Source organism: Marisediminicola senii (genome assembly GCF_011057645.1).
Classification (GTDB): Bacteria; Actinomycetota; Actinomycetes; order Actinomycetales; family Microbacteriaceae; genus Marisediminicola; species Marisediminicola senii.
Genome location: NZ_JAALGE010000002.1, coordinates 172,877 through 186,026 on the forward strand (window position 1 = coordinate 172,877; position 13,150 = coordinate 186,026).

12 protein-coding genes are annotated in these 13,150 nt (G+C 70.5%); 5 read left to right on the forward strand and 7 right to left on the reverse strand.

Annotation, left to right across the window (positions count from 1 at the left end):
• Positions 1–22 precede the first annotated feature (22 nt).
• Genes G5S38_RS02460 through G5S38_RS02470 form a run of 3 tightly spaced genes read left to right on the forward strand, consistent with a single transcriptional unit; the run spans position 23 to position 4,796 of the window.
• Positions 23–499 carry a DUF2975 domain-containing protein gene (locus G5S38_RS02460; protein WP_165063843.1) on the forward strand — a complete coding sequence of 159 codons (477 nt, stop codon included), beginning with the start codon at positions 23–25 and terminating at the stop codon, positions 497–499.
• Positions 499–804 (forward strand): helix-turn-helix domain-containing protein, encoded by a 306-nt coding sequence (locus tag G5S38_RS02465; protein WP_165063845.1) that lies wholly within the window; start codon positions 499–501, stop codon positions 802–804. The genes G5S38_RS02460 and G5S38_RS02465 overlap by 1 nt, the downstream gene beginning before the upstream one ends.
• Positions 801–4,796 carry an SCO7613 C-terminal domain-containing membrane protein gene (locus G5S38_RS02470; protein ID WP_165063847.1) on the forward strand — a complete coding sequence of 1,332 codons (3,996 nt, stop codon included), beginning with the start codon at positions 801–803 and terminating at the stop codon, positions 4,794–4,796. The genes G5S38_RS02465 and G5S38_RS02470 overlap by 4 nt, the downstream gene beginning before the upstream one ends.
• 44 nt (positions 4,797–4,840) lie before the next feature.
• Here the strand turns inward: G5S38_RS02470 and G5S38_RS02475 are convergent, their stop codons facing one another.
• The 6 genes from G5S38_RS02475 to G5S38_RS02500 form a co-directional block, all read right to left on the reverse strand.
• Positions 4,841–5,680 carry an ABC transporter ATP-binding protein gene (locus G5S38_RS02475; RefSeq protein ID WP_165063849.1) on the reverse strand — a complete coding sequence of 280 codons (840 nt, stop codon included), beginning with the start codon at positions 5,678–5,680 and terminating at the stop codon, positions 4,841–4,843.
• Positions 5,677–6,729 carry a FecCD family ABC transporter permease gene (locus G5S38_RS02480; RefSeq protein ID WP_407943819.1) on the reverse strand — a complete coding sequence of 351 codons (1,053 nt, stop codon included), beginning with the start codon at positions 6,727–6,729 and terminating at the stop codon, positions 5,677–5,679. The genes G5S38_RS02475 and G5S38_RS02480 overlap by 4 nt, the downstream gene beginning before the upstream one ends.
• Positions 6,730–6,797: 68 nt before the next feature.
• Positions 6,798–7,841 (reverse strand): FecCD family ABC transporter permease, encoded by a 1,044-nt coding sequence (locus G5S38_RS02485; protein ID WP_165063851.1) that lies wholly within the window; start codon positions 7,839–7,841, stop codon positions 6,798–6,800.
• Positions 7,838–8,875 carry an iron-siderophore ABC transporter substrate-binding protein gene (locus tag G5S38_RS02490; protein ID WP_165063853.1) on the reverse strand — a complete coding sequence of 346 codons (1,038 nt, stop codon included), beginning with the start codon at positions 8,873–8,875 and terminating at the stop codon, positions 7,838–7,840. The genes G5S38_RS02485 and G5S38_RS02490 overlap by 4 nt, the downstream gene beginning before the upstream one ends.
• Positions 8,876–9,088: 213 nt before the next feature.
• Positions 9,089–10,210: a helix-turn-helix domain-containing protein gene (locus tag G5S38_RS02495; RefSeq protein WP_165063855.1), complete on the reverse strand. Its 1,122-nt coding sequence runs from the start codon at positions 10,208–10,210 to the stop codon at positions 9,089–9,091.
• Between the two features lie 373 nt (positions 10,211–10,583).
• Positions 10,584–11,012 carry a DUF1801 domain-containing protein gene (locus G5S38_RS02500; protein ID WP_165063857.1) on the reverse strand — a complete coding sequence of 143 codons (429 nt, stop codon included), beginning with the start codon at positions 11,010–11,012 and terminating at the stop codon, positions 10,584–10,586.
• 94 nt (positions 11,013–11,106) lie between these two features.
• On the opposite strand from G5S38_RS02500, the gene G5S38_RS15620 reads away from it, so the two are divergent.
• Both G5S38_RS15620 and G5S38_RS02510 read left to right on the forward strand, forming a co-directional pair.
• Positions 11,107–11,214, forward strand: a complete 108-nt coding sequence (locus G5S38_RS15620) for a DUF1905 domain-containing protein (RefSeq protein WP_235928858.1) — start codon at positions 11,107–11,109, stop codon at positions 11,212–11,214.
• A 107-nt stretch (positions 11,215–11,321) separates the two neighbouring features.
• A complete protein-coding gene (locus tag G5S38_RS02510; protein WP_165063861.1) occupies positions 11,322–11,666 on the forward strand; it encodes a DUF2200 domain-containing protein in 345 nt (114 codons plus the stop codon).
• A 12-nt stretch (positions 11,667–11,678) separates the two neighbouring features.
• On the opposite strand, the gene G5S38_RS02515 is transcribed toward G5S38_RS02510, so the two are convergent.
• Positions 11,679–13,034 (reverse strand): plasmid pRiA4b ORF-3 family protein, encoded by a 1,356-nt coding sequence (locus G5S38_RS02515; RefSeq protein ID WP_165063863.1) that lies wholly within the window; start codon positions 13,032–13,034, stop codon positions 11,679–11,681.
• Positions 13,035–13,150: the final 116 nt, after the last annotated feature.

Here is a 13,150-nt window from a genome sequence, read left to right on the forward strand (position 1 = left end):
TACCGATAGTCGATAGGTCACCATGCACAGGGCAACCATCCTCACCCTCAAAACACTTCTCGTCGCCATGATCGCGCTGCTGCTCGCCTGCCAGCTCTTCATGGTTCCGGGCGTCGCTCGGCAATCCGCGGAACGCTACAGCGATCTCAGCCGGCTCGAGGTGCCCGGCATCGTCGTGGCCGTGCTGTTTCTGCTCTGCGTGCAGGTCGTGCTCGTCTGCGTGTGGCAGCTCCTGTCGATGGTGCGAGCCGCCAGCATCTTCGGAGACGACGCCTTCCGCTTCGTCGACATCATCCTCGGGTGCATCGTGCTCGCAACCGTGCTGATCGCGGCATCCGGCGTCATCCTGACCGGCGCGGGCGCGGCATCCCCCTCGATCATGCTGCTGTGCGCCCTGGGCGTCGTCGTGGGAGCCGGCCTCTCGTTGCTCATCGTGGTGATGCGCGGCCTGCTCAAGAACGCCCGCCAGCTGCAGCAGGACCTCGCCGAGGTCGTCTGATGCCCATCGTCATCAACCTCGACGTCGAGCTGGCGCGCAAGAAGATGTCGGTCGCCGACCTCGCCGCGGCGATCGACATCACGCCCGTCAATGTCTCCGTGCTCAAGAACGGGCGGGCCAAGGCGGTGCGGTTCTCCACCCTCGATGCCATCTGCCGCGTGCTCGAATGCCAGCCAGGCGACATCCTGGTCTGGGTTCCCAACGCGGACGCCACGTGTGGCGGTGCGGGCCATGGCGGTGCGGGCGCGGGCAGCGCGGGCCGTGCAACCGCTGGAGTCGAAGCCGACGACGCAGGCACGCGATGACTCCGGATGCCCAAGGCCGCAGCACCGCATCGACGCCACCCGGGTCATCGCCCGGGTCATCGGCCGGGTCATCGCAGCGGCCAATCCCGTCCGAACCATGGAGCCGCGTCGCCATCACCCAGCTGCTCGACCGTGACTCCTGCCCGGTGTGCCAGAACGGGCAGGTCACCGGGGGAACCTGCGCCGAGTGCGGGGCAGACCTGAACGGGCCGGTGGGCGCCGAACTGTGGAAGCTCTCGCGCCGGGCGGCCATGGCCCTGCGGGCACGCCAGGTGACGCTCGACCGCGTTCCGGTGCGCGGGCCCGCGCGGGCCGCAGCGGCCGCAGCGCCCGGAGCGGCCACGGCGGTCCTTGCCCCGGGTGCGCGCCCCGCTCGCTCACCGGAGACTGCCGCCTCCGCGGGATATGTTTCGGTCACCGCCCCGCCGCCGCCCGCCGCTCCCCCGCGTGCCGGTGACGGCACTCCGACGCCACCGGCCCCACAATCGAGCGCCACCCTGCAGTCGGTACTCGCCGTCGCGGGTGCCGGGCTCGTCGCCATCGCCGCGATCGTGTTCACGTTCTTCAACCCCGACCTCACCGACCGCTCGTCGCGCAGCGGCATCGTCGGGATCGTCACCGCGCTGTTCCTCGGTGGTGCGTGGCTGCTCGCCCGTCGGCGGCTGCAGTTCTCGGCGGAAGCCATCGGCGGCCTCGGCACGGTGTTCCTCGCCCTCGACGTCTACGCGCTCACGGCAGCGGCTCCGGTCGGCACGAGCCCGTGGGCGGTCGCCGCCGTCGGCACGCTTGTGGCCGGCGCCGGAATGACCGCCGCTGCGGCATTCGCGCGCATCAGGACCTGGCTGTGGGTCGGCGTGCTGGGGCTCACCGCCGTGCCGGTGATGGCGGGGTTCGCGGCGAGCACCGGCCTCGCCGTCGTCGTCGGGATGCTGGGCTGCGCCGCCGTCGCCCTCGGCATGGCCGACGTCGTGCGCGGTGTCGCCTCCCGCTTCGACGGAACGCTCACGGCCGAGCGTCACGTCCTGGCGATCGCGCAGGCCACCGCCGTGGTCACCGCGGTGTTCTCGCTCAGCCTGATCGGCGCGGGCAGCAACGCGGAGTACTGGCTCACCGTCTCCGCGGTTCTCGCGGCGGTAGGCGTGCTCGCCGTCGCGTCGACCCGGCAGCTCGCCCCCCGAGCGTGGAGCGCCGTGGCGGGAGCATCGGCAGCGGGCGCCGCCGTCACACTCGCACTCGCGCTCGACCTCGACGCCCTCCTGGCGCCGGGCAGCACCGCGGCGCCCGGCAGCATAGGCGCGGTGAACGACCCCGGGGTGGCGGGCGGACTCGGCCTGCAGTGGCACCTCGCGTTGGCTCCCCTCGCGGGTGCGCTCGCGCTCGTCGCCGTGGCGGCGCTGCCCCGCCTGCCCCGGTCGGTCGATCGCGCGGTCCTCACCGCCGGTGCATTCTGGGCCGCGGTCGCCAGCGTGCTGCCGTCGACGGTCACCGTGCTGCTCGTCGGCGCGGCCACCGCCGGAGGGGCCGCCCTCGGCGGTGCGATAGTCGTGATGGATGCGGCCGGGGTGCTCGCCGCGGCCGTCGGGATCGCTGCAGCATCCACGGGATTCGCCACCCTCGCCGGGCGCACCGGGCGACACGGCGGCAGGATGGCCCGCTGGACGCACCCGGTCGGATCGCTCGCCGCCTGGCTCGGAGTGTTGGCCGCCCTCGTCGTGGCCTGCCTTCCCAGCCTGTCCGTCGCCGGCCAGGTCACCGTTGCGCTCGGCCTCGCGGTGGCCGGGGGGCTCGCCCTCACCCGCATTCCCCGCGTTCGTGGCGCCGCCGTCGGCATCCGCGGACCGGTGATCGTCGGCGCGCACCTCGCCCTGGTACTCGGCGGCCTGCTGTCGTGGAACGTCGGCACCGTCACCGTTCCGGCTGGAGCCGCCATCGTGCTCGCGATCGGCGTGCTGTCGACGGCCATGCCTCCCGGGTCCCGTGCGATCTACGTCGGGGGTGGGTACGCCTACGCGCTCGTCGTGGTGGCTGCCGCGCTGGGGCAGGTCGGCGTCGGTACCATCGCCATGCTGTGCCTGACCACCTCGATCGGGCTGGTCGGCGCGATCGTCGCGACGTTCGTGCGCAGCATCCGTCCCGCCTACTGGTACGCGATCCTGGTCGTCGCATCGGTTCCCTTCGTGCTCGGCGTCGTTCAGGTGGTGTTCGAACGCAGCGGCTGGACGGCCATGTCGACGGGCATCATGTTCCTGTTCGCGGCGACGCTGCTGGTCTCGCGACGGCCGGGGCTCGGGATGCCGCTGCGCACGCTCGCCGCGGGGCTGCTGGTTCCCTCGCTCGCCGTCGCGGTGGTCTGCCTCGGCGCGGAGGTGCTCGTCGGCAGCGCATCCCCGGTGACCCTCCCGGTGATCGCCGCGATCGTCGCCGTCGTGCTGCCCACCACCGGGCTGGTCCGTTCGACGCTCACGACGCGCGGGCTGGCGGAACCGGACGCCCGTGCCGCTCGGATCGCCATCGAGGCGTCCGCCCTGCTGACCGGATGCATCGCCGTCGGGCTCGCCCTCGGGCGGGTGGCCGCTGGCCTGCCGACCACGTTCCTGGTGCTCGTGATACTCGGTGTCGGATCGGCGCTCGCATCGACGGTAGCCGGTCGTCGTTACGGCTGGTGGGTTGCCGCGGCCTGTGCAACGGGCGCGCTGTGGTGCCTGCTCGCGATGGCCGGCATCGGCGTGCTCACCGTCGAGCCATACCTGCTGCCGCCCACCCTCGGCGCGGCCGTCGTCGGGATGGCCGTCACCGTGCGCGGCGGCCGCGGACGGGCGCTGTACGCGGTCGGACTCACTCTCGCCGTCACGCCGACCCTCGTCGTGCTCGCGGCAGGCGCGGCGCAGCCAGCCTCGACGATCGCCCGCGGATACGCACTGGTCGCGGCATCCTGGGCACTGCTCGTCATCGGTTCGCGGCTCGGGCGGGGAGTGGATGCACGTGCCGCACGCCTCGGCACGCTGCGAGCACCGACGCTACTGGTCGCGATCCTCGCGGGTGCGGCGGGCGCCGTGCTCGGCGTGCTCTGGGGAAGCGGGCACCGCGGAACCGGCCTCGATGTCGTGGTGCCGGCATCGCTTCCGCTGGTGATCGCGTGCATCGCGATCGGCGTCGCGGGAGCCGTGCCGGCGGCCGTCGCGGCTCGGCTCCTCGCGAGGGACGCCGCCGGGGCGCGGATGTCGACCGACCAGGGGGTGTCGTCGCCGCCGAGCGCCGGCGAGTGGGTGCTCGACCGCTGGCTGTACGCGCCGGCCGCGCTCTACGTCGGGGTGGCGGCGTGGACGGCGATCGACCGGGACTGGCACACGATCTGGACGATGTGGGCGCTCATGCTCGCCTACCTCCTCGCCGTCGTGGCCATCGCGGCGAGGTCACGCACCCGGGCGACGCACCTTCCCCCCGTGTGGTTCGTGTTCGCGCTGGCCTTCACCACCGCGATCGTGGCGTGGAGTCCCCGGGACCTGCGCGTCGAGTGGTTCTCGCTTCCCCTCGGCGTGTTCCTGCTCGCCGCCGGAGTACTCACCCTGCGGTCTCCGACAGGCGCCGGTCCGTCCGACGCCCGCGGCACCCTCGCCAGCTGGCCGGCCCGCTGGACGGGGTCGTGGGCGCTGCTCGCCCCCGGCATCATCGTGATGATGCTCGCCTCCATCCTCGCGACGTTCACCGACCCGTTGACCTGGCGGGCGATCCTCGTGATGGCCATCGCCCTGGGCGCGATCCTCGTCGGTGCGAGCCGCCGGCTCGCGGCACCGTTCATGATCGGCATCATCGTGCTGCCCATCGAGAACGTGTTCGTGTTCGCCGTGCAGATCGGCCGCGGTATCGACTCGATGCCGTGGTGGATCACCCTGGCGGTGGTCGGAGCCGTGCTGCTCATCATCGCGGTCACCTACGAGCGACGCGATGGCGCCGGGGCCGGCATCTCGGCGCGCCTGAGGGACCTGGCCTGACGCGCGGCGGGCGCCGCGGCATCCACCCGCCCGTTCCGCCGCTGCTACGCGAGCTCTCCCAGCTGAGGGGCGGCGCCGACGACCGACCCGGTGTGGTGCCGACCGATCGGCAGCATCAGCGGCTTGCCGGAGGTCGGGTCGGTGATGACGCGGCTGTCGATGCCGAACACGCTGAGCACGCATTCCTCGGTGAGGATGTCGGCGGGGGCTCCCGCGGCGTGCACGCGCCCTCCCGACAGCGCGACGAGGTGGTCGGAGTAGCGGGCCGCGAGGTTGAGGTCGTGCAGCACCATCACGATGGTGGTGCCGCGGGTGCGGTTGAGGTCGGTGAGCAGGTCGAGCACCTCGATCTGGTGGCTCACGTCGAGAAACGTGGTGGGTTCGTCGAGCAGGAGCACGTCAGTCTGCTGGGCGAGTGCCATGGCGATCCAGACACGCTGGCGCTGCCCGCCCGAGAGTTCGTCGACCGCGCGATCGGCGAGCTGCGTCGTCTGCGTGGCATCCAATGCCTCGGCTACCGCCTCGTCGTCGGCCCTGCTCCAGCGCGACAGCATGCCCTGGTGCGGCTGGCGGCCCCGCCCGACGAGGTCCGCGACCGTGATGCCCTCGGGGGCGACGGGCGATTGCGGAAGCAGCCCGAGGGTGCGTGCGAGCTCCTTGGCGGGGATGCGGTGCACGAGCTTGCCGTCGAGCAGCACAATGCCGTCGCGGGGCACGAGCAGGCGCGACATCGACCGCAGCAGCGTCGACTTGCCGCAGGCGTTCGGGCCGACGATCGCGGTCACCCGCCCGGGCGGCACGGCGAGGTCGAGCCCGTCGATGACGGTGCGGTCGCCGTAGCCGAGCGACAGGCCCTCGGCGACGAGGTGATGGGCAGCGGTCACAGGGAGCCTCCCGCGCGGTTGGTTCGAACGATGAGGAAGATCAGGTACGGCGCCCCGAGCACGCCGGTCACGACGCCCACGGGGAATCGGGTGCCGAACGCGTACTGGCCGGCCAGGTCGGCGACGAGCACGAGGAGCGCACCGACGAGTGCCGACGGTATCAGGGGCGACCCGTTCGCGCCCAGGATGCGGGCGGCGATCGGCCCGGACAGGAACGCCACGAAGGCGATCGGCCCGGATGCCGCCGTCGCGAAGGCGATCAGCCCGACTGCGGCCACCATCACGAGAAACCGGGTGCGCTCGACCCGGACGCCGAGCGCGGATGCGGTGTCGTCGCCGAGCTGCAGCGCCGAGAGATCCCTCGACCGCCCGAGCAGCAGCGGGCCGAGTATCGCGAGTGCGACGAGCGCGGGCACCACCTGCGCCCAGGTGGTGCCGTTGAGGCTGCCGGTGAGCCAGCGCAGCGCCTCCTGCAGGTCCCACTGTCCAGCGCCGGAGAGGATGTAGTTGATGATGCTCTCGAGCATCGCGGCGATGCCGATGCCGATCAGGATCAGCCGGGTGCCCGCCGCCCCGCCCTTGTAGGCGAGGCCGTAGACGATCAGCGCGACACCGAGCCCACTGACGATCGCGAACAGCGAGACCGCCGCGCCACCCAGCGACAGGGTAACGATGGCGAATGCCGCGGCCGCGCTCGCTCCCGCACTGATGCCGATGATGTCGGGGCTCGCCAGCGGGTTGCGCAGCATGGTCTGGAACGTCACGCCGGCGAGCCCGAAGCTCAACCCGGCGACGATGGCGAGCACCGCGCGCGGCAGGCGCAGGCGCCCGACCGTGAACGTGGCGCCCGCGACATCCTGCCCCAGGATCACCCCGACCACCTCGGCCGGCGAGTAGAAGGTCTGCCCGACCATCAGGCTCACCGCGAACACGACGACGATGAGCGCCGACAGGATCGCGATGACCACGCGTCGACGACCCTGCCGGCGGGATCGCGCACCGGCGACCAGGTCGGCAGTGCGCACCGGGCTGCGGGGTTCTGCGTCGATCAACGTCGAACCGGCCGCGACCGGGGTGATGGATGCCGCTGCCGCGGCGCTCCTCGCTCTCACCCGAATCACAGCGCGCGCACCTTCTGGCGGCGCACGATCGCGATGAACACGGGCGCGCCGATCAGTGCCGTAATGATGCCGACGTCGATCTCGCTGGGGCGCGCGACGATGCGGCCGAGCACGTCGGCCACGACGAGCAGGCAGGCACCGGCAACAGCCGAGAACGGCAGCAGCCAGCGCTGGTCCACTCCGACCAGCAGCCGGCAGAAGTGCGGAACGACGAGCCCGACGAAGGCGATCGGCCCGGCGACCGCGGTCGCCGCCCCGCACAGCAGCACCGCGCCGAGGGCGGCGATGGCCCGCACGACCGCGACGCGCTCCCCCAGGCCCGCGGCGATATCGTCGCCGAGGGCGAGCGAGTTGAGGCTGCGGGCGGAGAGCAGGCAGACGGCGAACCCGACGACGATGAACGGCGCGACCTGGCGGATGCTGTCGAACGATGCCCCGCCGACGCCGCCGATCTGCCACGACCGGATGATGCCGGAGATGTCGCCACGCGGCAGCGCGACGGCGGTGATGAACGACGCGAGGGCGGCCGAGGTCGCCGCGCCAGCGAGTGCGAGCTTGAGGGGGGTCGCGCCGCCGCGGCCGAGCGAGCCGACGGAATAGACGAAGACCGCCGCGACGGCGGCGCCGACGATGGCGGTCCAGATGTAGCCAGTCGCCGACGCGAGGCCGAACCACGCGATGCCGATCACGACGGCGAGGGAGGCTCCCGCATTGACGCCAAGGATTCCGGGGTCGGCGAGCGGATTGCGGGTGACGCCCTGCATCACGGCGCCGGCAAGGCCGAGGGCCGCACCGACGATGACGGCGAGCACCGTGCGGGGCACCCGCTTGACGACGGACGCCTCGCCGAGGGTGTCGACCGACCCGCCGAGGCCCGCGACGATGTCGGCCAGGGTGACGTCGCGTGAGCCGATCGCGAGCGACAGTAGGGACAGCGCCACGAGCAGGGCGAGCACGGCGACCAGCCAGCCCAGGCGCACGCGATTCGGGCGCCGCACGATGGCGACGCCCGAATCGGGTGCGGGGGCGGTGCGGGTCACTGCGCCGTGTCAGCCGCCTCGGCGAGGAGGGCGAGATAGTCGTCGAGCACCCACGAGATGGCCAACGGGGTCGGGTTTGCGGCGGTGCCGAGCGGGCCGGAGCCGTCGAGCGCGACGATCGCACCGTTGGCGACGGCGGGCATCTGCGACAGCAGGGGGTCGCCCTCGAGGGTGGAGATCAGCTCGTCGTCGCCGTAGGTCACGATGATGTCGACGTCGGAGAACACGTCGACCTGCTCGGCGCTGACGGTGCCCGAGAACTGGTCATTGTCGGCGGAGGCCTCCTCGACGCTCGACGGCGTCGAGAGCCCGAGGTCCTCGAAGAACGCGGACCGCGTGTCATGCGACGTGTAGAAGCTGACCTCGCTCAGGTCGGTGGGGTCGACGTGGGTGAGGAACATCGTCGACTTGCCCTCGAGCTGCGGGTACTCGGCCGCAGCGGTGCTGATCTCGCCCTCGATGTCGGCGACGAGCTGCTCGCCCTCCTCTGCCATGCCCATTCCCGCGGCGTTAACTGTGATCACGTCGCGCCACGAGGTCGCCCAGGGCGCCTCGGGGTAGGCCACGACCGGGGCGATCTCGCTGAGCGTGTCGTAGTCCTCCTGGGTCAGGCCGGAGTACGCCGCGAGGATCACGTCGGGATCGGTGTCGGCGACGGCTTCGAAGTCGATGCCGTCGGTCTCGTCGAAGAGCACCGGGGTCTCGCCACCGAGCTCGTCGAGCTTCTCCGACACCCACGGCAGCAGGCCGTCGCCGTCGTCGTCGCCGAAGTTGGCCATCGCCATGCCGACGGGCACGACACCCAGGGCCAGTGGCACCTCGTGGTTGGCCCAGTTGACCGTCGCGACGCGCTCCGGCTTCTCCTCGATGGTCGCAGTGCCGAGTGCGCTCTCCACGGTGATAGGGAAGCCCTCGGCTGCGGCGGCCGGCGCCGCGCCGTCGGTGCTGTCGTCGGCGGTTCCCCCGCACGCGGTCAGGCCCACGGCAGCGATGGTCGCCATCGCGGCGGTCAGCAGAAAACGGTTCGCACGCATGCGGAACTCCACTCTTGTCACTCGAGAAAAGGCGCCACGCATCGGCGCCGGATGGGCGTTCGATGGTCCCGGCCCGCCCCGTTGGGCCGGTTAGGTAAGGCTTACCTTCATAAGGTAGGGCATGAACCGCGGGGGCGCAATTCGGTGCTCACACGACGAAGCCCGCCCCGCGTGCGCGGGGCGGGCTGTACGTCAGCTGGTCGAACGGGGCCGCTACTTGGCCACGCGTCCGCTCGACTCCCAGAGCCGCACCAGCTTGAGGGCGAGGTGCAGCGTGCTGCGCTTCATGCCGTCGGCCATGGCCTCACGCACGACGGTCGGCATCTTCTCGAGCCGGTAGTAGAGCGTGGTGCGGTGTACGAACAGCTGCTCGCAGGCAGCCGTCACCTGGCCGCCGACATCGAGGAGGGTCTCGATGGTGTGGCGCTGCATCTCGTTACCCTTGGCGGTGAGCACGACCGCGGCCGGGGAGATCACCTCGAGCCAGGCCGGGTCCCATTTGACGGCGCTGAGCAGCGCCCACCCGCCGAGATCCTTGATGTCGACCGCGGGCCCGAACTCCGACATGCTCGCCGACAGTTCTGCGGCCGTCGCCGCTTGGTCCGCGGCCTCGAGGAGGTCTTCGGCGGCCCGCCGGGGCGAGGCGGTGCCGATGCCGAGGATGCGCACGCCCCTACGATGCCCCTCGTCGATGATGGTCTGGTCGGTTTCCTGGCTGAGGCGCGGCCCGACGGCGAAGAGGTATCCGGGGCGATCGGCCACGAGCCAGAGCGGTGAGGGGCGCAGTCCGGCGAGGTAGCGGCCGAACGCCATGGAGCCCACTGCGTTGAGGGGTTCGTCGACCATGATGGCGCGCACCACGGTGTCCTGCCCTCGCTGCAGCCACTGGCGGTTGACTGCGGCGGCGTACGCACCGCGCCGTTCGTGGGTCTTCTCCGAGAGCAGCATGCCCATGATCGCGTGCCGCGACGACCGGAGGGTGGTCAATTCGCCGTCGATGATGCCCGCGGCGAGCACCACTGCCGAATCGACGGCCTCGCGTTCGGCGCGACCTAGGGCGGGCTGGGTCTCGGAGCCAGCGACCCAGAGGTGACCGACCAGCGACTCGCTGCTGTGGATCTCAACCGTGAGGTGAGGGGAACCCAAGGCCGGGATGCCCGCTGCGGGGCCGGCGACGGCTCGGAGGTGTGCGCCCTTGCGCTCACTGGTGACGTGCACGCTGCGGTCCAGCGTCGTGATGCTGACGGCGCGATGCACCGCCTCGGACAGTTGCTCTACGACGTCCTGGAGACTGAGACTTGCTCTTTCGCTTGCGACACGATCGGTGTTGCTCATGGTGCGGCACTCCTAGCCGGGGTCTGGGGCGGCGACGACCTGGGACACAGGCGCCGATCGCACGGGTGCGTGCTGAACGACCGATGGGGGCGGGAGGGGTCGCGTGTCCATTGCACCGCCGCCACGTGCTGGGCGCCACGCAGAAAGCACGCAGTTCCCGTAGCATTTCGCCACATAAACGCAACAGTCTCGTATTGTGCGGGTCACAGTTGTGCGAATCGGCGGTCACGATGCAGTAACGGCGCGGTGGCGGAGGCGGAGGCGACGGATCCACCGCCCTTGGCGGGTCGCCATACGGCGGAGCACAGCGGAGATCAGCGAGCTCAGGCGTACGAGAGGGCCCCGAGTCGGGGCGCCGAGACGGAGTGCCGGGCTACTCCCCCGATGCTGGATCGTCGGCGCGGGACCAGGCGATCGAGATGAGCTGGCGGAGCACGTCGAGGTCGATGTCGTCGAGCTTTCTGACGTAGATGCACCCGGCGCCTTCGGTGTACGTGCCCAGTGAAGGAAGCAGGGCGGCGCCGGCGGGCAGGTCCTTCAGACCGTACAGCGAGAGCTGCGCCTTGCGGGGCGAGAACCCGGTTTTCGGCCAGGTGCCGCTGGTGCGGGGGTTGGCCGGTGACACGTACTGGTACGAGCCGTAGCCGACGAGCGATGGTCCCCACAGCGCGGGATCGGTGCCGGTGACCTCGCGAAAGATCTGCGCGAGGCGGAGGCCGTCGTCGCGGCGCCGGGCTGGCGTCGCCGCATCGAGAAAGTCGGCGACGCTGGCATCCGTGGGGAGGGTCTTCTGCTCGGCCATGATGGCTTTCATTATTCAGGAACCATGGTGCGCGCGGCGCGGGATTGGTTTCACAATTCAGGAACCACGGTGCTCACCGGCCACTTATGCGCACATGCCTACCGGTACCGGCGGCCATATGGTCTCCCTGAGCGCCACGGTGCGCAAGTCGCTCGGCAAGCAGATCGGCGATGTCGTGCAGGTGGTGGTGACGCCCCGCTGACTTCGCGTCACCCCGCTCACCCCGCCGACACGATGCGTGACAGGTCGGGGGCCGAGGGGTGGATGCGTCGCTGGTCGCCGCGCGGACCCCGCAGTAGGCTCGGCGCCATGAGCAGGATCTTCACGACACCGTTCGGCGCCGTCTATCCCCTTTATGTGGCGAAGATGGAACGCAAGGGCCGCACCAGGGAAGAGCTGGACGAAGCCATCGAATGGCTGACGGGGTTCGACCGTGCCGCCCTGCAGCGGCACCTGGATGACGAGACTACCTTCGAGCAGTTCTTCGCCCAGGCGACCGTGAACCCGCAGGCGTCGTCGATCACCGGGCTGATCTGCGGCATCCGGGTCGAGAACATCGAAGACCCCCTCATGCAGAAGATCCGCTACCTCGACAAGCTCGTCGACGACCTTGCCAAGGGCCGATCAATCGAGAAGGTGCTCCGCCGGGTCTGAGCCAACTCGGATTCACCACAGCGCGAGCCTGGCAAGGGCACGCAATGCATCGTCCGGCGGGGCAGGAGTGCGCCATAGACCCAGGGTCCCTAGAACATCGAGAACCGGTGCCACCAGAGCGCCGAAGCGCTTCGGTTGTAAGGGGCGGCACTCCCCATCGGCATACCCGATCTCGGTCAACGCTCCCACCACGTGCCGCTCGGCGTCGCTTCGTACGGTGATGCCACCATCGGCCAGCCCCAGTGTCAGCAGTGTGCCCGCCTTGCGGCGCACATCGAGCATCTCCTGGCGCAACAGCATGCGGGCGATCCTGGTTGCGAGAATTGCGGGCCTTCCGATGGCCTCCCAGGTTGCCGCTCCCACGATGAGACGACCCCTGACAGCGCGGACGAGGTTCAAGCGCTCCGCAGAGACTCGAAGGGTGCGAATCGATGGGGTCAGCTCTTCGCGGTAGGACCCGCCCCCGCGGTATCGCCAGCCGAGGGTGGCCATGCCATCGTGAACGATGGCGGGCGGCATCCACCCGGCCTTAGTCAATCGGAGACCGTCGAACCCGACGCGATCGAGGAGCCATTGATAGGGAGCCACGAGTCGGGCGATCTCATCAGAGTCGGCGAGGGTCGGCTCTGGAAATATCTGATCGCGGTGCAGATGCCGTCGTAAGTTCGATCGAGCAGAGACGGGCAGCATGGCAGCGAGCCCGACGAGCGGGGAGCCGGCGGTCAGGCGCGAGATGCCGACCAACCCGGACATGTCGTGTGACGGCGGCATGAACAGACGGGCCAATTCCGCCCGGGCGCCGGCGAGGTCGGGGCACTCCGGGTCGACGACGCCCCAGCGACCAGCCGAGCGGGCAGCCCAGGTGACACCCGCGAGGTGGTCGGGATGAGACGGATTGGCGAGTGCCGTAGCCAGCTTCTCGTGGTGCCCGACACCGCCGCAATCGTCGAAGGGTGCTCTTCGCTCGCCCGCGATGAGCTCGGCCGGGGCGTGCTCCGGCGCGGTGTCGTAGCGGGTCAGTTGCTCGATGAAATGCACCCACTCGTCACTCTCGTCGTAGAGGTACCAGAGCGGCCCGCCGTGTTGCATGGCCTCGCCGACCGTCGCGCCTGCGTAATGCTGCATACCGTCGATCGCATAGTCGCGCGAGGGGTCGCCCCATGCCCGCACCGGCCCATCTACCCGGGGAATCCCGTTACGGATCACCCATGGGTCGTCGTCGGTGAACCGCCGCAGATAGACGTTTTCCCAGTGGAAGACCACCTGCAGAACGTCACTCAGCTGAGCGAGTGACAACGATTCGTCGACGTCGATGGTGCGCCAGATCTCCGGCTCGATTCCCACGATGCTGACGCGCAGCCTGAGCATGGAACGGGGCGTAATCGACGGCACCCGGCCACGCTAGCCACCGGTCATCGCGGGTAGCGCGGGGTTGCACAGCACTCACTCGCCCATCCTGCTGTGCAGGAATGTCGGAGCCGTAC

What these genes read in the sequence shown, in the direction of transcription:
- G5S38_RS02460 (WP_165063843.1), top strand. Translation starts at nt 23, where the DNA reads ATGCACAGGGCAACCATCCTCACCCTCAAAACACTTCTCGTCGCCATG.
- G5S38_RS02465 (WP_165063845.1), top strand. Translation starts at nt 499, where the DNA reads ATGCCCATCGTCATCAACCTCGACGTCGAGCTGGCGCGCAAGAAGATG.
- G5S38_RS02470 (WP_165063847.1), top strand. Translation starts at nt 801, where the DNA reads ATGACTCCGGATGCCCAAGGCCGCAGCACCGCATCGACGCCACCCGGG.
- G5S38_RS02490 (WP_165063853.1), bottom strand. Translation starts at nt 8,875, where the DNA reads ATGCGTGCGAACCGTTTTCTGCTGACCGCCGCGATGGCGACCATCGCT.
- G5S38_RS02495 (WP_165063855.1), bottom strand. Translation starts at nt 10,210, where the DNA reads ATGAGCAACACCGATCGTGTCGCAAGCGAAAGAGCAAGTCTCAGTCTC.
- G5S38_RS02500 (WP_165063857.1), bottom strand. Translation starts at nt 11,012, where the DNA reads ATGGCCGAGCAGAAGACCCTCCCCACGGATGCCAGCGTCGCCGACTTT.
- G5S38_RS15620 (WP_235928858.1), top strand. Translation starts at nt 11,107, where the DNA reads ATGCCTACCGGTACCGGCGGCCATATGGTCTCCCTGAGCGCCACGGTG.
- G5S38_RS02510 (WP_165063861.1), top strand. Translation starts at nt 11,322, where the DNA reads ATGAGCAGGATCTTCACGACACCGTTCGGCGCCGTCTATCCCCTTTAT.
- G5S38_RS02515 (WP_165063863.1), bottom strand. Translation starts at nt 13,034, where the DNA reads ATGCTCAGGCTGCGCGTCAGCATCGTGGGAATCGAGCCGGAGATCTGG.